Source organism: uncultured Roseovarius sp. (assembly GCF_947259555.1).
Classification (GTDB): Bacteria; Pseudomonadota; Alphaproteobacteria; order Rhodobacterales; family Rhodobacteraceae; genus Roseovarius.
Genome location: NZ_CAMYMD010000028.1, coordinates 1 through 18,118, shown reverse-complemented (window position 1 = coordinate 18,118; position 18,118 = coordinate 1). Strand labels below are relative to the sequence as shown.

Below are 18,118 nucleotides of genomic sequence, written 5' to 3'. Positions count from 1 at the left end.
TGGCCGCGGGCCTGCCGCTCAGCGCACGCGCGCAGCCCAAGCGCGGCGGCCACCTGCGCGCCGCCATCGGCCACGGTCAGACCACCGACACGCTGAACCCCGGCACCTATGAGAACAGCTTCACCACATCGCTTTCCTACGCCATCCACGGCCACCTCACCGAGGTTGCACAAGACGGCTCGCTCAAGCCGGAGCTGGCCGAGAGCTGGGAAGCCTCGCCAGATGCCAAGGTCTGGCGCGTCAAGATTCGCAAGGGTGTCACCTTCCACTCTGGCAAACCGCTTGAGCTTGCGGATGTGGTTAACTCGATCAACTTCCATCGGGGCGAGGATTCGACCTCGGCCGCCGGCCCCATCGTGGCCCCGATTCACGACATCGCGACCGAGGGAGACGATACCGTGGTCTTTACCCTCGACGGCGGCAATGCAGACTTTCCGTTCATCCTCAGCGACTATCACCTGACAATCTGTCCCGCCGATGGCGACAGCATCGACTGGCGCTCGGGTGACGGCTGCGGCAGCTACGAGCTGATCAATTTCAACCCCGGCGTTTCCTACAGCGTAGAGCGGCATGAAGGCCACTGGCGCGATGACGTGGCCTGGTTCGACAGTGCCGAAATCATTGCCATCGTCGACCAGAACGCCCGCACAACCGCACTGGTCTCGGGCGACGTGCAGGTGGCCGACCGGCTCGACCTCAAGACCGTGGGCCTGCTGTCGCGCCGTCCGGATATCCAGATCAACGCGGTGGCCGGCACGCAACACTACACCTTCGCGATGGACACCCGCGAGGCCCCCTATAACGACAACAATGTCCGCCAGGCCCTGAAATATGGTGTGAACCGGCAGGAACTCGTGGACAAGATCCTGTTTGGCTACGGCTCGATCGGCAACGACCATCCGATCGGTCAGGGCCAGCGGTTTTATAACAGCGAGCTGGAGCAGAAAGCCTACGATCCCGACAAGGCGAAATGGTATCTCAAGCAAGCCGGTCTCGATAGCGTCGATGTCACACTGTCCGCCGCAGACGCGGCCTTTGTCGGCGCTGTGGATGCCGCCGTGCTTTACCAGAGCTCCGCTGCGGATGCGGGGATCAATCTCACCCCGTCACGAGAGCCGAATGACGGGTATTGGTCGGACGTGTGGATGAAAAAGGACTTCGTCTCGGTCTACTGGTCGGGTCGCGTTGTCGAGGATCAGATGTTCTCGACCGCCTATCAGTGCGGCGCGTCATGGAACGACAGCTTCTGGTGCAACGAACGGTTCGACGAGCTGATGATCAAGGCCCGCTCGGAACTCGACGAGGACAAGCGCCGTGAGATGTATTACGAGATGCAGGCGCTGGTCTCGAACGAAGGTGGGGTCATCATCCCGATGTTCGCCAACTGGGTGTTCGGCAATTCGACCAAAGTCGCCCATACCGAAGAGATGAGTTCCAACTGGGATGTGGACGGCATGCGCTTTGTCGAACGCTGGTGGATGGCCTGAGCCTGACCGCCTGACAGACATGCCGGGGCCCGGGGGATCATCCTCCGGGCCCTTGGCCAAGCGGGCCACGCGCCCGGACAATCCATAACGGGAGAGACATGCACATGACCTTCAAGACCACCCTTTCCGCCCTTGCCCTCGCTACCGCCGCAGGCCCCGCGCTTGCCAATTGCGAGAGCGTCACCTTCTCCGACGTGGGCTGGACCGACATCACCGCCACCACCGCCGCCACCACCGTGGTACTTGAGGCTCTGGGCTATGAGACCGAGACCAAGGTGCTCTCGGTGCCGGTCACCTACACCTCGCTCGCGGCCGGTGATATCGACGTGTTCCTGGGCAACTGGATGCCCACGATGGAAGGCGATATCGCCCCCTACCGCGAGGCAGGCACCGTCGATACCGTGCGCGCCAACCTCGAAGGCGCCAAATACACGCTCGCCACCAATGCCGCCGGGGCCGACCTCGGAATCACCTCTTTCGGCACCATCGCCGAGCATGCCGACGCGCTCGACGAGACGATATACGGCATCGAGCCCGGCAATGACGGCAACCGCCTGATCCTCGACATGATCGAGGCCGATGCCTTCGGTCTTGCCGGTTTCGACGTCAAGGAAAGCTCCGAACAGGGCATGCTGGCGCAGGTCAGCCGCGCCGACCGCCGCGAGGAACCCATCGTCTTCCTCGGCTGGGAACCACACCCGATGAACGCCAATCACGACATGACCTATCTGACCGGTGGGGATGACTGGTTCGGCCCCGATCTGGGCGGTGCCACGGTCTACACCAACACCCGTGCGGGCTATGTCGAGGACTGCCCGAACGTCGGCAAGCTGCTGGAGAACCTCTCGTTCACGCTGGCCATGGAAAACGAGATCATGGCTGCGATCCTTGATGATGGCACCGACCCCGAAGAGGCGGCCACCGCATGGCTCAAGGCCAATCCCGGTGTGCTCGACGGCTGGCTCGACGGCGTGACCACGCAGGATGGCGGCGACGCCATGGCGGCGGTCAAGGGCGAGTTGGGGCTGTGAAGATGACACTGACGCGCCTCCCGCAATCGGAGGCGCGTCGCTCGCCTAAAGCCGCACAGAAAACATGAACCGCATCTTTCGTCCCACTTGCGGTCTGGCCGACTGGCGCGCCGGATTGGCCAATCCCGACAAGCATTGGCGGGCCGGGTACTCGGCCATGGCGACGGCCCAAAGCTGTGAGGCCGCCGGTGGTGCGCTTCCTCCGGAGATCGCCCGCCTGCTTGGGGGTATTCCGGAACTTCTGTTTGCTTTCCCCGAACACAAGGTGCCGCTGCCGGGGGGACGACGCGACAGCCAGTGCGATGTATTCGCGCTTGTGAGAGAAGGAACCAGAACCATCAGCGTCGCGGTAGAGGCCAAGGTCGCGGAACCGTTCGGCGACACGGTCGGTGTCTGGTTCAAAGACGCCAGTCGCGGCAAGAGGGACAGGCTGACCGCGCTGTGCGACTGGCTTGGTCTGCCCTTTCCGCCGCCCGAAACCCTGCGGTACCAGCTTATCCACCGAACCACGGCTGCGATCGCAGAGGCTCACCGCTTCGGCCTGAGAGACGCGGCAATGATTGTGCAATCCTTTTCGCCCGAGGCCCGGTGGCTCGGAGATTTCGAAGACTTTGCCGCAGCACTCGGGATCGAGGCAGGCCATGATCGGGCCGGGTCCAAAGTCTTGCCCAATGGGATGGCGCTGACGCTCGGATGGGCGCAAGGTGATGCGCGATTCCTGACCGACCTTTCAGACGGCGCATCCACTCAAGGAAAGGCTTTTGCATGAACTGGCTGAGCGATCACAAGATCCCCGTGGGCCAATGGGCCGAGGATTTCTTTCTCTGGCTCCAGGACAATGCCGCCGGTTTCTTCGATGCGCTGGCCATTCTCATGGAGACGCTGATCGACGCCTTCCTCTGGGTGCTGCAAACTCCGCACCCGCTGATCATCATCGCGGTGTTCGTCGGCCTCACATGGGCGCTTCAGCGCAACTGGAAGACCTGCCTTTTCGTCTTCCTCGGGTTCCTTTTCATCCTCAATCAGGGCTATTGGGAGGAAACCACCGAGAGCCTCACGCTGGTGCTGTCGTCCTGCATCTTCTGCATGGCCATGGGCGTGCCCATCGGCATCGCCGCCGCCCACCGCCCCCGGCTCTATGACGGGTTGCGCCCGGTGCTCGACCTGATGCAGACGCTGCCGCCCTTCGTCTACCTGATCCCGGCCATCGTGTTCTTTGGCATCGGCATGGTGCCGGGGCTCATTGCCACGGTGATCTTCGTCGTGCCCGCCCCCATCCGCCTGACGCATCTGGGCATCTCCAACACGCCGCAGCCGCTGCTTGAGGCCGCGCAAGCGTTCGGGGCCACCAACCGGCAGACCCTGTGGAAGGTGGAACTGCCCTACGCCCTGCCGCAGATCATGGCGGGGCTCAACCAGACCATCATGCTGTCGCTCTCGATGGTGGTGATCGGCGCGCTGGTGGGCGCGGACGGGCTCGGCGTGCCGGTGCTGCGCGCGATCAACACTGTCAATATCGCGCTCGGGTTCGAGTCGGGTCTGATGATCGTTGTCGTCGCCATCGTGCTCGACCGGATGCTGCGCATGGAGGGCCGCAAATGACCGAAGCCAGCGTCAACTTCAAATCCGTCTCTATCGTCTTCGGCGACGCGCCCGAGACTGCCCTGCCCCTGATGGATGACGGACAATCCCGCTCCGATATCCAGCACGCCACGAGCCAGGTTCTGGGCGTGCATGACTGCGATCTGTCGGTGGCACCGGGCGAGATCCTCGTACTGATGGGCCTCTCGGGCTCGGGCAAGTCCACGCTTCTGCGGGCCGTAAACGGGCTCAACCCGGTGGCGCGTGGCATGGTCGAGGTGCATGACGGCACGCAGATGGTTGACGTCACCCATGCCGACGCCGCCACCCTTCGCCGCTTGCGGCAGCATCATATCGCGATGGTGTTCCAGCAATTCGGCCTTTTGCCCTGGCGCACCGTGGCCGAGAACGTGGGGCTTGGCCTCGAACTTGCGGGCATCCCCAAGGACGAACGCGCACAGCGAGTCACCGACCAGCTTGCCCTCGTCAATCTCTCCGACTGGGCTGACCGCAAGGTGGGCGAATTGTCGGGCGGCATGCAACAGCGCGTCGGGCTCGCCCGCGCCTTCGCCACCGATGCGCCGATCCTTCTGATGGACGAGCCATTCTCGGCGCTCGACCCGCTGATCCGCAACCATTTACAGGACGAGCTCATCGACCTGCAAAAGACCCTCGGACGCACGATCATCTTCGTCAGCCACGACCTTGACGAGGCGTTCAAGCTGGGCGACCGCATCGCCATCATGGAAGGCGGGCGCATCGTGCAATGCGGCACCCCGCAAGAGATATTCACCAACCCCGCGACCGACTATGTGGCCGAATTCGTGGCCCATATGAACCCATTGGGCGTGCTCTGCGCGCGCGACGTGATGGAGGCGGCCAGTGGCACGCCGACCTCGACCGTGCCGCCCGGCGCGACCATCCAGCAGGTGATGGAAAAGGCACAGGGCCACGACACGCCGGTGGGTGTGGAGGAGAACGGCAAACTCCTCGGCCAGATCACCCGTAACCGCATCCTCGCCAAGCTGCTCGACCCGCGCGGCTGAAATCTGCGCATTTCATCGTTCCATAAATACTCGAAAACAGCCGCTCAGACTTTAGTGGCCGAGACCGGGGGGGTCACTCGTCGCTTGAGCACCGCCTCGCGCCACGAGATGAAGCTGACCGAGGCCACGATGACCGTCCCGCCCAGCACAACGAAGATATCCACGCCCTCGCCAAAAACCAACGCGCCCAACAGCACGGCCCAGACCAGTTGCAGAAACGTCACCGGCTGCGTCACTGCAAGAGGTGCCGAGCGGAACGCCAGCGTCATCGTGTAATGCCCGCCCGTGGCCAGGCAGGCCACGCCGAAGAGGACGACCAGTTCCCACCAGGTCGGCGTCACCCAGACCGCCCAGGCCATCGGCGCAAGCCCCACCGTCACCGTGATCGACAGCATCGCCACCACCACACCCGCGCTGACACGGCCCGAGATCATCTTGGCCAGCAAGTAAGAGCCGCCGAAAAAGATCGCCGTGAACAGCATCGCCAGATGGCCAGTGCCCACTTCGCGAAAACCGGGGCGCAGGATGATCAGTGCGCCACAAAGGGCCACTACCACCGCCATCACCCGCCGCGCCGCCAGCGTCTCGCCGAGGAAAAGGGCCGCGCCAAGCGTCACATAGATCGGCGAGAGGTAATTCATGGCCGTCACATCGGCGATCGGGATGCGCGCCATGGCATAGAACCACAGCGCCACGCCCAACGTATGAAACGCCCCACGCGCGCCGATGAGCGCCCATGTCCCCCGGTCGAGCCGCAGATCGCGCAACGTGGTCAGAAGCGGCAGCAAAAAGACCAGCCCCATAGCATAACGGAGGAACGCCGCCTGCGGTGCGGGCACCCGCGTGCCCAGAACCTTCACCAGCGCCGTGACCCCCACGAAGAGAAGCCCCGTCACCACCATCCAGAACACGCCCCACCCGGGGCGCGCGGCAGCCTCTGCCCTGATACCTTCATTCGCGCTCATGGACGGTATTAACTCACGCCGCGCTAGATCTGTCGAGCGTGCGCGACGTGGTTTCCCATGCGCCAAGCGCAACACCACGTCCCGATAAACGCATGGCTAACCAAACAAGAGTCCCGCCGCAATCGTCCACATCAAGGCACCGACCACAACATCGAGCAAACGCCAGCTGACCGGGCGGGCAAAAAGAGGGGCCAGCAGGCGCGCGCCAAAGCCCAGGGCGAAGAAGAAAACAAAACTTGCACAGACGGCCCCCATGCCAAAGCCAAGCCGGTCCTCATATTGCGCCGAAACCGAACCCAACAGCACCACCGTATCCAGATAGACATGCGGGTTGAGCCACGTCAGAGCCAGACATGTTAGCACCGCACGCCGCAGGCTGCCTGTCCCTGTGCTCGCCTCCAGTACCGCGCCTCCTCGCCACGCGGCATGGAAACTGCGCGCGCCATAGACCAGCAGGAACGTCGCCCCGCCATAGCGCATGACCCGTTCAAGCCCCGGCACCGCCTCGGCCAGCGCGCCAAATCCGCTGACACCCACAGCGACCAGAACGGCGTCAGACAAGGCGCAGACCAGTACGACCGCCAAAACATGCTCGCGCCGAACCCCCTGTCGCAGCACAAATGCATTCTGCGCCCCTATCGCGAGGATCAGCGAAAAGCCCAAGGCGAAACCCGCCAACCCTGCCTGCATGTTCTGCCCCTTCGTCTTGGTGAAATTACCAGAAACCAGCGTCCAACGGCTCGAGGCTTGCCTATTGGCAGTCGCGGCATTATCCAAGTTCATTATAATCATTTATCATAAGCAGATCTTATGAAGCTTCCAACCGATCCCCTCGTTGCCCTGACCGCGATCCTGCACACTGGCAGTTTCGAGGGCGCCGCGCGGCATCTCGGCCTCACCCAGTCGGCTATCTCGCAAAGGCTCAAGGCACTTGAGACCCGCATCGGCGCACAGCTTGTCCATCGCGCCACGCCATGTACCGCAACCGCAGTTGGCCAGCGCGTCGCGGCTCATGCCGAGCAGGTGGCACTGCTGGAGCAAACTCTTTCGCGCGATCTTGCCGGCCTTGCGCCTGCACCACAGACCCGGCTTCGGATCGCCGTCAATGCCGACAGTCTTGCCACATGGCTGCCCGAGGCGCTCGCGCGGCTGCCGGACTATCTCTTTGATCTGGTGATCGACGATCAGGACACGGCGCATGATCTGCTGATGCAAGGCGAGGTGCTTGGCGCAGTTACGTCGCGCGCAACCCCGCTACCGGGCTGCGATGTGACACTGCTGGGTCACTTGCGCTATGTCGCCACCGCCAGCCCCGATTTCATCACCCGGCATTTCTCGGAGGGTGTCACGGCCAAAACACTCGCAGACGCACCGATGCTGCAATTCGACAGCCGCGACCAGCTGCAACACCGCTGGATTACCGCTCTCACGGGGGCGAGTCTCGCTCCGCCCTGTCACCGCCTGCCTTCGTCAGAGGGGTTCGCAACCGCCGCGCGTCTCGGCCTCGGTTGGGGCATGAATCCGCACGCTTTGGTGGAAAAGGACCTCGCGCGCGGGAGACTCTGCGAACTTTGTCCGGGCCATCCGCTCGACACGGACCTCCATTGGCAATCCAGTCGATTGCTCGGCGCACAGCTCAGCCCTTTGACCCGGGCGCTGAAACGTGCGGCAGCGCGCGGGCTACGGCCTGCGGGCGCGCCCTGACAGTCTTGGCCGACGCTCATGCCATCGTCATGATTTCATCCAGCGCGCGTGCCACAAGATCCGGTCCCGCATTGGGCCGGGCCGCACCTTCGGACAGCTGACGCCGCCACGCCCGCGCGCCCGGGCGGCCCGCAAAGAGGCCGAGCATATGCCGGGTGATCTGGCTGAGCTTGCCACCGGCAACAAGATGCGCCTCGATATAGGGCAGCATCGCCCATACAGCGGCCTCTGGCGTGCTGTCGGGGCCCTTACCGCCAAATACAAGTCGGTCCGCAGCGCAGAGAATATCGGCAGGTTGATGATAGGCCGCGCGGCCAATCATCACCCCGTCCATCCCCTGATCCAGCAGCGCGACCGCTTGATCAAGCGAGGTGACACCCCCGTTGATGGAAATATGCAGGTTGGGAAACAGCCCCTTCATCCGCTGCACCAGTTCATACTCCAAAGGCGGAATATCGCGGTTTTCCTTGGGGCTGAGGCCATCCAGCCACGCCTTGCGCGCATGGATTGTCACGCGCTGAACCCCGACGGCGACGATGCGCGCCAGAAACTCGGGCAAGACCTCTTCGGGGTTCTGATCGTCCACTCCAATCCGGCACTTGACCGTAACCTCACGGGGTTGCGCATCGATCATGGCCGCGCAGCACTCTGCCACGAGCGCGGGATGTTCCATCAAAACCGCGCCGAACGTGCCAGACTGCACCCGATCCGAAGGACAGCCGCAATTGAGGTTGATCTCGTCATAGCCCGCCTCAGCCCCCAACCGCGCCGCCTGCGCCAACTCTTTCGGATCGGAGCCGCCAAGCTGCAAGGCCACCGGATGCTCGTTAGGGCTGTGATCGAGCAGATGCAAAGCCCCGCCGCGCACCAGCGCAGGCGTAGTCACCATCTCGGTATAAAGCAGGACGCGACGGCTGAGCAGACGGTGTAGATACCGGCAATGCTTGTCGGTCCAGTCCATCATGGGTGCAACGGACAGACGGGAAGCATCAGTCGTGCTGCGAATCCCTTGTTTCACTGACTGGCCCTCCGTCGATGGCGGCTACGATATGCGATCATTCGCCACTATTGGCGGCGATTTCGACAGCCGGTGCTACAATTGTAGCACTCGGAGAGCGTCTTGTAGCACCGGCACCAGCGGACGTCACGCACCCGCCTGCGGGAACGCCAACAAAAAATTTTGCTCCCCTTTTTCCGGGCAAAAGCAGTCGAACCCATCGTCCTTCCAACAAGGAAAGGGCTGAAAATGGCAACCATCACGAAAAGAAACAAAACGAACGGCAAACCGAGCTTCACCGCCCAGGTGCGCATCAAAAAGGGCGGGAAGGTGATCTTCTCGAGGTCAGCAACCTTTTCGCAGCTCAAGTTGGCAGAGAAGTGGGCCACCCGGACGGAGAAAGCTTGGCATGAGGGCACCTTCTCGCTCCCTACTCCAGCCGGCACCTTCGCCGAGCTGATCAAGCGCTACCGGCTGGACATCGAAAAGGAAGTCGGAAAGACGATTATACAGTGCCTGCGGACCCTTGAGGGCATGGATGAGACTAATGTTGGGTGTCACGAGGTTGATCCAACATTTCTCGTTGATCTTGCACGCGCTGTGAAAAAAGAGGGCCGATGCGCCGCGACCGTAAACAATTACATGCAGCACCTATATGGCCTCTTCACCGTTGCAGAAACGGCCTACAAAATCCCTCTGAAATACGAGGATATGCAAAGCGCCATGAGAACGCTTCGCAAACTCAAGATCGTCGGCAAGGCCAATAAGCGCGATAGACGGCCGACGCTCGAAGAACTGACCGTCCTGATGGAAGAAGCCTTCGCTCGGTCCTCGCGAAGCAATGCCGCTCCGTTACATAAGATCATCGCTTTCGCCATTGCGTCTTCACGCCGGCTCTCGGAAATAACAAGAATTCGATGGGCCGATATTAACTACGAAGACAAGAAAATCCTGGTGCGTGATATGAAACATCCCGGGCAGAGGAAAGGCAATGACGTCTGGGGGCTGCTCAGCAACGAAGCGCTTCAGATCATCTCGTCAATGCCGAAGGTCGACGAAAAAATCTTTCCATATGCATCTGATAGTCTGTCAACCGCATTTACTCGTCGTGTTGAACTCTTCGAAGGTATTGAAGATCTACACTTTCATGATCTCCGGCACGAAGCGATCTCTCGAGCCTTCGAGATGGGCTGGTCTGCGGCTAAAGTCCGGATGATGTCCGGTCATCGCTCATGGTCATCTCTCGAGATTTACACCAATCTTGAGAAAATCGGAGATCAACTTGAAGGTTGGAAATGGTGGGGTGTTGTTTTCCAGCCAGAAACACCCAAGCGCGTTGATGCTCTAAAAAAGGGACTTGCAAGCCGTAAAATGAAACAAGCTGCCGTTTCGGAAAAAGCGAAAAGGTCGATCAAGTAGTAGCTTTGCGTCACAGGCCCCGATCCCAAGATCGGGGCCTGTGACTTCATCCCGGCAGCCGAGCCGCGAGATCGGTCAGCCGTGCCCCATGCCATCTGAGGGAGTTCGCATAGCGGTCGGGAATGCGAGCAGCCTCCAGGAGATCGCGGTTCTCTCGCCGCGCTGTGGGCGGCGCAACCTTCGTAGCCGATACCGACGCCATCATGGAGCGCACTGATTGGTCGCTCGCAAAGCACCCCGCTCTGCGTCCATTAGATCCCGGTATCTAGCCGTCTTTGCAATCCGCCTGAGCAACGCAAAAAACTGCCTTCGCCGCAAGATTCCGTTGCCTCCCGTTTCCACCGGAAAACCGATCGACCGATTTCCTGATCACAACCCGAGCAGCAACGGAGATCAGGAATTCTTGCCCGCATTAAATCCCTCGTCGGCAGGAGTGACGCGAAAGCGTCGAAGCCGAAATTTACAGTCCCGGCAGGGGAATCCGCCCCGCCGCCCCGGGAACCTACGCGGTTGCCCCATGCGGAGCCACCAACCGGCGGTTTCCCCCTCGACTGCCTGACTCCGAAGCTCCGTAGCGCGGCCGAGGCAATCGTAAGGAAGACACAAGGGCCGGCCGCGCTTGCCGCGCAATCCGTCCTGTCCGTAGCCTCGCTTGTCGCGGGAAGCCGGGCGAAGGTCCAAACGCTCGGATCGCCCTCGAACGCGACGGCAGCCTTCGTGACGATCGCGTTGTCCGGCGAGCGCAAGCGTGCCGCGGACAAAATCCCGAAAACCGGAATAGACCGGGTGATCATGCGTCTCCGCAAGGAACACGCGATCGCCATGGCGCGTCACAAGTCCGAACTCGCAAGCGCAGGGCGCGGAGAAGAAAAGCCCTCTGCCCCGGTCTGTCCGAGTTTCCTCGTGACGGAACCCACGGTCGAGGGTGCCTTCAAGACAATTGCGTCAGGATGCGGGTTTCTTGGCTGGTTCACCGATGAAGCTGCCAGTTTCTGGGGAGGTCATTCCATGTCGAAAGACCAACGCGCGAAGACAAGCGGTATCGTGTCGAAATTCTGGGACGGCGATTATTTCTTCCGTCCGCGCGTCGGTCAGGAAGGCGACGGCTATGTGCCTCCCACTTCAACCACGATCAACCTCAGAAGGGCTTCTGTGCGAAGCTTTGCGGACTCTGTGCCGTCTATTAAGTGTCGGTTCAGCCAAGCATGAGTTCGGAACAATGCGCCGTTCATCCTATCAACAGATCATCGACTGGAACGCCCGTCGTGGAGATCAACATCGACCTGGGATGGATTTGGTACGCCAGATCGACCATCTCCGCGCCGAGGTTGATGCCATCACTGGGATCGCACCCCTGCACATTCAGTTCGTGCCCATCCGGCTGATCACAATCTTAGAGGTTTTCCTGCGCGAAGTGATTGCCGAATTGGTTGACGCAGAGGAAATCTCCTTCGAGAGAGTCGACAAGCTCGTCAAGGGTGCCAAGATCAATCTCGCATTCGGGGGCGGAAAGCGGGCTTTCGCTGCGGAGGTATTGGGCACTGATTACAACACCGATAGCGGACACTCGGCGCAAAAGCGTGTTGTCCGGAGGCATTCTTGCGCCATGCCTTAATCGAATAGCAAGGTAGAAATTCTATCGATGCGTTGGCGCCGGGCAGTGAAATAGCCTCACTTATGGCTCAGCTGTGTTATATCTGGTATCATCGTGCCATATGACGCGACGCAGTTCAGATAGCCTCCCATGCGTCTTTCTCCGGCTCTGTGATAGAGCGCGGGTGCTTGATGCGGACGGCTCTCCGATCCGCTTCCCGACAAATAAATCCCTCGCGCTCTTCGTCTATCTGGCGCGTGCCGGAGACGCTGGTGCCGCCCGGGATCACTTGTCCGAACTCTTCTGGCCGGGGAGGCCCGATCGCGATGCGCGCAGGGCCCTGCGAGGCACGTTGCACGAAATGCGCAGAGCGATGGGCTTCGGTGCCGACAAGATTGTCCGGCAGGCGCGGGACCGGGTTTCCTTGAAGCAGGCTGCGATCGCGACCGATCTCGATTTTGAGAAAAGAGACTGTGCGACGACTGCGGGCGATTTTCTTGTCGGGCTCGAGATTGGAACACCCGGATTCGACCATTGGTGCGCGGAAGAGCGGGCGCGGCTGCGCGACGCCGCGTTGAACACGATGGTTGCGGCCATGGAGACGTGTCTGGCGGAGGCGCGCTTCGGGGCGGCGCATCACACGACAGAACAGATTTTGGTTCTGGATCCGCTCAGCGAATTGGGTGTCCGGGGGGTGATGCGGGCGCTGAGTGGTCTCGGTCGGCGAGCGGATGCGCTGCGGCGATACGCGGCGTTCCGCGACGAACTGGCGGCAGATCTGGGCGCCACGCCGGACGCGGCAACTGAAAGACTGGCGGCCCATATTCGTCAGGCCGACGGCCGCCTGCCGCGTGCGGCGCTTAGAAGGCCGGAGAAACCCTCCATCGTCGTGATGCCCTTCGCGGACCTGACCGGTGGGAAGACGGCACACCTCGTCGAAGGGCTGGAAGCGGATCTGCGCACCGGGTTGGCGCGGGACCGGGCGCTTTTCGTCGTCGCCAGCGACTCGGCTGATGTTTATCGCGAGACGATGCTTGGCGCTGCGGAGATCGCCGGTGAGCTGGGCGTGCGCTATCTGTTGCAGGGGCGTGTCCGGATGGACGAGGATTGGCTGCGGCTCGACGTTGAACTCACGGACGGGCTTCGCAATGCCGTGGTGTGGAGCGAGCGGTTCGACCGACCGCGCGGAGCAATCCTGAGCGTGCAGGACGAGGTGGTGGCCCGGATCGTGGCCACGCTGCGCGGATACAAGGGCATCGTGCAACGCAACGAGGCACGGCGAGCCCGCGCCATGCCCGAGGCCGAATTGAGCGCCCATGACCACATGATGCGCGGCATGATGCTCAAGGAAAAATTCCTCAAGGAGGACATGCGCACCGCGCGCGGCCATTTCGAGCAGGCGCTTGCGCTCTCGCCGACATCGGTGACCGCGCACTGTTGGCTCGCATGGACCTGGTTTTTCGAGGTATATATGGGCTGGACCGACGATCCCCGCGACGCCATTGCGCGCACCGAGGCGTATGCCCGAAAAGCGGTGGAGCTGGACCCGGACCTTGATTTTGCACATTGGGCGCTCGGGGCAGCGTATCTGGCTGCAGGCGACAATGCCGCCGCTCTGGACTGCTTCGACCGTGCCCTCGCGCTCAACCCCAACAACTCGGATGCCCTCGCCAACTGCGCCTGGCCGCTGATGTTTGAAGGCCGGGCGGAGGAGGCGGTCAACCGGCTGGAGCGCGCGATGCGGCTGAACCCGTTTTATCCCGACTGGTATCTCTGGGGAATGGGGATGGCGCAGTATCTTCGTGGCAACTGCCGGGACGCCTGCGCCGTGCTTGGCCGCATGTCTCAGCCCAACGAACAGAGCAAGGCGTTTGAGATCGCCGCGCTTGATCATCTGGGCGAGCGCGACCGGGCAAGCGAGGAGGTTCGTGAGCTGCATCGCCTGGTTCCCGAGCCGCGCGTGCGCGACCTTGTCGCGGCGCTGGGGTTTCGCGATGACCGGGTACGGGATGATCTTGTGCAGGCGCTGCGTGCGGCCGGGGTCCCGGGCTGACCAACGGTTTTCCGACGCGAATCAGGTCTACTGCCAAATGTCACTACACCGAAGACAGCAGGAGGCGAACATGCAACTCCCCAACGAGACCCCGACGCAGATTACCCGACGCACCGCGCTTGGGGCCGCGATGATCGGCGCGGGTGCGGCGATGGGCGGGCTGGGCCTCAAGGCCACGGCCGACACGCTGCAGACCCGTGGGCGGCTCTACCTCGGCGGATTCACCGATGTCGCACCCGGCCTGAAAGAGGCGGCGCGCTTTCCGCTGATCGAGGCGATCCATGGTCGCCGGTCCCGGCGCTTTGCCAAGGGCACGGCCATCCCCGACGGCCCGCTTGCCTATAGCTCGACCGAGGATCCAGAGCCGCTGGACGAGACCGAGCAGATGCTGCTGCTGGCCACGGTGACGGGCAATACCGGCTGGGCCAACCTGATCCCGCATAACCGCTTTTACGCGCCAAACATTCCCAACTATGCAGGCGCTGCCGGTGGCAGGTCGTTTCCGTCTGCAGCGGGGTATCACACGGTCGAGTTCTTCTTCACCGATGACGACGGCACGTATTTTCTGCCGACGCGCGACATGCCTGCCGTCGCCGCCGAGACCGGGGATGGCGCGACCGACCTCGCGGCCTGGATCGCGGCGCATCGCGAACGGATCGTGACGCTCGACGACCACCGGCTGGAGGTGCCGCGCGCGCCGCGGCACATGGAGATGCACAACGCATGGTGTGCCAATGTGCCGGGCAGCACGCTGATCATCCCGGTGGCCGATCTGGCGCAACACATGATCCTGGTGCTGGCCTATGTCGTACAGAACGGTGCCAGCATCTATGACGACATTAACGGCCGGTCGATCCCGGGTATCGCGCGGTTCGGGCATCTCGTGGATACAGAAAACCCCTATCCGCTGAGCTACATGGAGCAACTGGGCGTGACCGAGGTCACGGTTGAATCCTCAACCGCCTGTTATGCTGGCGCGCTGATGTTGCAGGCGATCGGGCTTGGCGGCTGGATGTACGAGGGTCTCAACCCGTTCTCCCTGCTGGGGGCAAGCGGTGATCCGAAGGTGCCCGGTCTGGGCTTTCGTTTCGATATGATCGAGGGCAAACCGCTGCCGCATGTCACCGGGCGCGACGGCGTGTTCGAGGGCCATACGCCGCCGCATTACCCGTCGATGCGCGCAGCGGTCGAAGCGGTCGTGGAGCGCAAGTTCGGCCCCGGTGGCCCCTACAACGCCGCCACCCCCGGCCCCTATCGCGACACCGCGACAGTCCGGGGTGCCGCCGCGCCGATGGGCGAGGATTTCGTGGAGTGCGTGGCGCTCATCGCCGGTTACGTCTTTGACACTTTCGGGCGCTTTCCGGCCACGGTGCCGGCGATCCATGCGCAGATGTATCTTCAGGCGCACCGGCTCGATACCGGTTTTTACGACAAGCATTTCGGACCGGGTGGGTATCTTGAGACGCATGCGCGGCATGATCGCAACTGGGGCTGAGGCGGCTCATGCCCGTCCCGCTCGTCACACCGCAAGACAGGAAGGAGAGGACCATGCAGACCCATGACGACACAGCAATCCGCGAAACGCTCGACCGCTATGTCGAGGGCATGCGCACCGCCGATATCGCGCTGCTCAGATCTGCCTTCCACGAACACGCCAACATGTTCGGCGATTTCGGGGAGGATCTGATGGCCGCGCCCATCGAAACGCTCTTCGACTGGGCCGCCGCCGAACTGGAACCGGGTGCGACCGGCGACGACCACCGGGTCGAGATCGAGGATGTGGAGATTGCCGGCAACATCGGCCTTGCCCGCGTCTACGAGCGCGGCTTTTTCGGCGGTGACGCGCGCGAGTTCTTCACGCTGGTACGGACCAGTGAGGGCTGGCGCATCACCTGCAAATCCTGGGCAACGGTCGCCTGAGGGCCGTCCGTCGCGCCAAACTGACCAGACGAAAGAAAGGACGGTATGTCATGCCAGACCCATTTCAGGATGTATCCTCCGCCGGTGATGAGATGATCGGCCAGATCATCGACGCGCTCGAGGACCGGGCTGACGATCCGGCGATGACCGAAATCATCGACCGCTATTTTGCCGATCTCGACTGGCACGACGGGGGCACGCTGCTGGAAATCGGCTGCGGCACCGGGCCCGTGGCGCGGGCGGCGGCGCGGCACAGCCCCGGCACACAGGTGATCGGTACCGACCCGGCCACCGAGTTGATTGAGGACGCCCGTCGCCGAGGCAAGGATATCCCCAACCTCGCCTTCGAGGCCTGCGACGGGGCGCGGCAACACATGCACGCCGCGTCGGTGGATGCGGTGATCCTGCATACCGTTCTGAGCCACGTCACGCAGCCGCAGGCGCTGTTGGCCGAAGCGTTTCGTGTCCTGCGCCCCGGCGGACAGGTGGTGATCTGCGACGCCGATTTCTCGCGGCTCTCGCTGGCGCTGTGCCCTGACGACCCGATGGAGGCCTGTGCCATCGGGTTCTCGCGGAATTTCGTGACCGATCCGTGGCTTTCCGGGCGTCTGCGGCCGCTGCTGGCCGAGACCGGGTTCAAGACCGAAATCTTCCGGACCGAGACCCGGCTTGACCTCGAAGGTCACGGCGGCCCGGTTTGGACGAAATTCGCGACCGGGCACCTCGTTGCGGAGGGGATCATCGGGCAGCCGCTCGCAGATGCGCTTATTGCAGAATGCCAGCGCCGGATCGACGCCGGAACGCTCTACGGCTTCAACCCGTTCGTGACAGCGGTCGCGCGGCGATCCTGATCGGTCTTCCGTGATCGAGAAGACGCGCCCGCCGCCCCATGGCGGGCGCTTGTCACCCAAAGAAGACGAACCCGATACAGAGCGACACGCTTTAGACTACGTTCCTTTGGTGCTCGGGCGTCGCATCCCCCGCGTTTTCGGCAAAGCTGCTTCGCACGAGCCATCTGGTGAGTGTGCGGCCCATCAGGTCATCGCCAGTGAGCCAAATCCTGCCGGCCGAAATCTCTGCCTTGAAGGTCGAATGCCCCATCCAGGCGGAGGCAAGTGCCCGAAGTTCACACACGACGAACAGGTCAACCTCGTGCTTGGGGTCGGTGAAGCAGAGGTCGGTTTCCTCACCGGGCCTGGACAGCAGCCAATAATTGACCGGATCGTCCGGCGGTTCGTTGAGCACGAACTGGATGACGCATTTTCGCCTTGGAAGCTCCAGCTGATTGATACTTCGGCGAATATTCCACATCAGCAGCTGCGCATCGAGATCCTGCAGCGAAACCGTGCTGTCGATGTTCCTGTGGGCCCACTCGCCCAACCCCCGGATCAGCGGCTCGAGCTCATCAGCAACAGCGGTCGTGACGTATTCCGTGTGGGCTCCTGTGCCGACGGTCTTCTTCCGAACGAGCCCGTTGGCCTCCAGCTCCTTCAAGCGTTTCGATAGGAGGCCCGGCGACATGCCGGGGACGCCTCTTTGTATCTCGTTGAACCGGGTGGAGCCAGACCACAACTCGCTAAGTAGCAGCATCGTCCAGCGCGGCTCCAGCAGGCTCGCCGCCATCGCGACGGGACAGAATCTCGGATAACTCGAATCTGACATCTCGACACCTCTGCCTCGATCTAAACATTTCGTCCGCATTCCCCTCCACTTCAGATCGTGTAGCGGGTTTGCTTCTTTTGCTGAACTGGTCCGGTTTGGACTGCGCATGCAGATCTGGTTTCACCGAAGCAACACACGAAGGAGTTGAACCATGCCCTTGGTTGATATCGAAGTGATCGAAGGTGTCTTCGATGACGAACAAAAAGCGAAGATGATCGAAAAGCTCACCGATGCGATGGTTGAGGTCGAAGGTGAGAACATGCGTCAGGTTACCTGGGTGCGGGTCAAAGAGATCCGCAGCGGCCATTGGGCCATCGGGGGCAATCCACTGAGAACCGATGACATCAAGGCGATGGCCGCGGAATGAGCGAGGGTGGCGCCTGGGCCGGCCTAGTTGGCCGGTCTTGGCCGTCGCCCTGGGCTCGGTCGAAATTCGTAGAGGCCTAAACTGCATCTACGAGCAAGGCGGGCAGGCTCTTGGTGAGCTAAACTCTGCCATTGGGCAATAGGCCCGAAGTCAGATGCGGCGCGATCAGCGCCGGGTTCCGACCGCAACGAGGTAGTCGCGCGGCACGCAGACGCCGAGATCGGTGGCGAAGCCGTCGTGGAAGGCGACAAAGTCGCGCTTGAGCGCGCGGGCCTCCGGCTCGTCCAGCTTG

18 protein-coding genes are annotated in these 18,118 nt (G+C 62.2%); 14 read left to right on the top strand and 4 right to left on the bottom strand.

Annotation, left to right across the window (positions count from 1 at the left end):
- The 5 genes from Q0X85_RS05265 to choV all read left to right on the top strand — a co-directional run.
- On the top strand, window positions 1–1,487 hold a 1,487-nt coding region (locus Q0X85_RS05265), incomplete at its 5' end, for an ABC transporter substrate-binding protein (protein ID WP_297769972.1).
- Between the two features lie 104 nt (window positions 1,488–1,591).
- Window positions 1,592–2,518: a choline ABC transporter substrate-binding protein gene (choX, locus tag Q0X85_RS05260; protein ID WP_297769971.1), complete on the top strand. Its 927-nt coding sequence runs from the start codon at window positions 1,592–1,594 to the stop codon at window positions 2,516–2,518.
- Window positions 2,519–2,582: 64 nt separating this feature from the next.
- Window positions 2,583–3,287: a hypothetical protein gene (locus Q0X85_RS05255; protein WP_297769969.1), complete on the top strand. Its 705-nt coding sequence runs from the start codon at window positions 2,583–2,585 to the stop codon at window positions 3,285–3,287.
- A complete protein-coding gene (gene choW, locus Q0X85_RS05250; RefSeq protein WP_297769967.1) occupies window positions 3,284–4,120 on the top strand; it encodes a choline ABC transporter permease subunit in 837 nt (278 codons plus the stop codon). Before Q0X85_RS05255 ends, choW begins: the two co-directional genes overlap by 4 nt.
- The gene (choV, locus tag Q0X85_RS05245) at window positions 4,117–5,145 is read left to right on the top strand and encodes a choline ABC transporter ATP-binding protein (RefSeq protein WP_297769964.1); all 1,029 of its coding nucleotides are present in this window, start codon (window positions 4,117–4,119) and stop codon (window positions 5,143–5,145) included. Before choW ends, choV begins: the two co-directional genes overlap by 4 nt.
- A 44-nt stretch (window positions 5,146–5,189) precedes the next feature.
- Here the strand turns inward: choV and Q0X85_RS05240 are convergent, their stop codons facing one another.
- Both Q0X85_RS05240 and Q0X85_RS05235 read right to left on the bottom strand, forming a co-directional pair.
- Window positions 5,190–6,110, bottom strand: coding sequence for a DMT family transporter (locus tag Q0X85_RS05240; RefSeq protein WP_297769961.1), 921 nt, complete (start codon window positions 6,108–6,110; stop codon window positions 5,190–5,192).
- A gap of 96 nt (window positions 6,111–6,206) precedes the next feature.
- Window positions 6,207–6,800, bottom strand: coding sequence for a LysE/ArgO family amino acid transporter (locus Q0X85_RS05235; RefSeq protein WP_297769959.1), 594 nt, complete (start codon window positions 6,798–6,800; stop codon window positions 6,207–6,209).
- A gap of 120 nt (window positions 6,801–6,920) precedes the next feature.
- Here Q0X85_RS05235 and Q0X85_RS05230 point away from each other — a divergent pair, with 120 nt between their 5' ends.
- Window positions 6,921–7,814, top strand: coding sequence for a LysR family transcriptional regulator ArgP (locus Q0X85_RS05230; RefSeq protein WP_297769956.1), 894 nt, complete (start codon window positions 6,921–6,923; stop codon window positions 7,812–7,814).
- 16 nt (window positions 7,815–7,830) lie between these two features.
- On the opposite strand, the gene dusA is transcribed toward Q0X85_RS05230, so the two are convergent.
- Window positions 7,831–8,820, bottom strand: coding sequence for a tRNA dihydrouridine(20/20a) synthase DusA (gene dusA, locus Q0X85_RS05225; RefSeq protein WP_297769975.1), 990 nt, complete (start codon window positions 8,818–8,820; stop codon window positions 7,831–7,833).
- Between the two features lie 240 nt (window positions 8,821–9,060).
- On the opposite strand from dusA, the gene Q0X85_RS05220 reads away from it, so the two are divergent.
- The 7 genes from Q0X85_RS05220 to Q0X85_RS05190 all read left to right on the top strand — a co-directional run bounded on the left by Q0X85_RS05220 (window position 9,061) and on the right by Q0X85_RS05190 (window position 16,648).
- Window positions 9,061–10,230 (top strand): tyrosine-type recombinase/integrase, encoded by a 1,170-nt coding sequence (locus tag Q0X85_RS05220; protein WP_297769953.1) that lies wholly within the window; start codon window positions 9,061–9,063, stop codon window positions 10,228–10,230.
- Between the two features lie 510 nt (window positions 10,231–10,740).
- On the top strand, window positions 10,741–11,439 hold the full coding sequence (locus tag Q0X85_RS05215) for a DUF3987 domain-containing protein (protein ID WP_297769950.1): 699 nt from the start codon (window positions 10,741–10,743) through the stop codon (window positions 11,437–11,439).
- Between the two features lie 10 nt (window positions 11,440–11,449).
- On the top strand, window positions 11,450–11,845 hold the full coding sequence (locus Q0X85_RS05210; protein ID WP_297769948.1) for a hypothetical protein: 396 nt from the start codon (window positions 11,450–11,452) through the stop codon (window positions 11,843–11,845).
- A 163-nt stretch (window positions 11,846–12,008) separates the two neighbouring features.
- Entirely contained in the window at window positions 12,009–13,877 is a 1,869-nt protein-coding gene (locus Q0X85_RS05205) for a BTAD domain-containing putative transcriptional regulator (protein ID WP_297769946.1), read from the top strand.
- 70 nt (window positions 13,878–13,947) lie between these two features.
- A complete protein-coding gene (locus Q0X85_RS05200; protein WP_297769943.1) occupies window positions 13,948–15,372 on the top strand; it encodes a hypothetical protein in 1,425 nt (474 codons plus the stop codon).
- A gap of 53 nt (window positions 15,373–15,425) precedes the next feature.
- The gene (locus tag Q0X85_RS05195) at window positions 15,426–15,797 is read left to right on the top strand and encodes a nuclear transport factor 2 family protein (RefSeq protein ID WP_297769940.1); all 372 of its coding nucleotides are present in this window, start codon (window positions 15,426–15,428) and stop codon (window positions 15,795–15,797) included.
- A gap of 50 nt (window positions 15,798–15,847) precedes the next feature.
- A complete protein-coding gene (locus Q0X85_RS05190; RefSeq protein ID WP_297769937.1) occupies window positions 15,848–16,648 on the top strand; it encodes a methyltransferase domain-containing protein in 801 nt (266 codons plus the stop codon).
- A 91-nt stretch (window positions 16,649–16,739) separates the two neighbouring features.
- On the opposite strand, the gene Q0X85_RS05185 is transcribed toward Q0X85_RS05190, so the two are convergent.
- Window positions 16,740–17,459 (bottom strand): helix-turn-helix domain-containing protein, encoded by a 720-nt coding sequence (locus Q0X85_RS05185; protein ID WP_297769935.1) that lies wholly within the window; start codon window positions 17,457–17,459, stop codon window positions 16,740–16,742.
- 151 nt (window positions 17,460–17,610) lie between these two features.
- Between Q0X85_RS05185 and Q0X85_RS05180 the strand changes: the two genes are divergently transcribed.
- Entirely contained in the window at window positions 17,611–17,826 is a 216-nt protein-coding gene (locus tag Q0X85_RS05180; protein ID WP_297769932.1) for a tautomerase family protein, read from the top strand.
- Window positions 17,827–18,118: the final 292 nt, after the last annotated feature.

Coding starts and splice junctions, on each gene's coding strand:
- choX (WP_297769971.1), top strand. CDS start 1,592: ATGACCTTCAAGACCACCCTTTCCGCCCTTGCCCTCGCTACCGCCGCA.
- Q0X85_RS05255 (WP_297769969.1), top strand. CDS start 2,583: ATGAACCGCATCTTTCGTCCCACTTGCGGTCTGGCCGACTGGCGCGCC.
- choW (WP_297769967.1), top strand. CDS start 3,284: ATGAACTGGCTGAGCGATCACAAGATCCCCGTGGGCCAATGGGCCGAG.
- choV (WP_297769964.1), top strand. CDS start 4,117: ATGACCGAAGCCAGCGTCAACTTCAAATCCGTCTCTATCGTCTTCGGC.
- Q0X85_RS05240 (WP_297769961.1), bottom strand. CDS start 6,110: ATGAGCGCGAATGAAGGTATCAGGGCAGAGGCTGCCGCGCGCCCCGGG.
- Q0X85_RS05235 (WP_297769959.1), bottom strand. CDS start 6,800: ATGCAGGCAGGGTTGGCGGGTTTCGCCTTGGGCTTTTCGCTGATCCTC.
- Q0X85_RS05230 (WP_297769956.1), top strand. CDS start 6,921: ATGAAGCTTCCAACCGATCCCCTCGTTGCCCTGACCGCGATCCTGCAC.
- Q0X85_RS05220 (WP_297769953.1), top strand. CDS start 9,061: ATGGCAACCATCACGAAAAGAAACAAAACGAACGGCAAACCGAGCTTC.
- Q0X85_RS05210 (WP_297769948.1), top strand. CDS start 11,450: ATGCGCCGTTCATCCTATCAACAGATCATCGACTGGAACGCCCGTCGT.
- Q0X85_RS05200 (WP_297769943.1), top strand. CDS start 13,948: ATGCAACTCCCCAACGAGACCCCGACGCAGATTACCCGACGCACCGCG.
- Q0X85_RS05195 (WP_297769940.1), top strand. CDS start 15,426: ATGCAGACCCATGACGACACAGCAATCCGCGAAACGCTCGACCGCTAT.
- Q0X85_RS05190 (WP_297769937.1), top strand. CDS start 15,848: ATGCCAGACCCATTTCAGGATGTATCCTCCGCCGGTGATGAGATGATC.
- Q0X85_RS05185 (WP_297769935.1), bottom strand. CDS start 17,459: ATGTCAGATTCGAGTTATCCGAGATTCTGTCCCGTCGCGATGGCGGCG.
- Q0X85_RS05180 (WP_297769932.1), top strand. CDS start 17,611: ATGCCCTTGGTTGATATCGAAGTGATCGAAGGTGTCTTCGATGACGAA.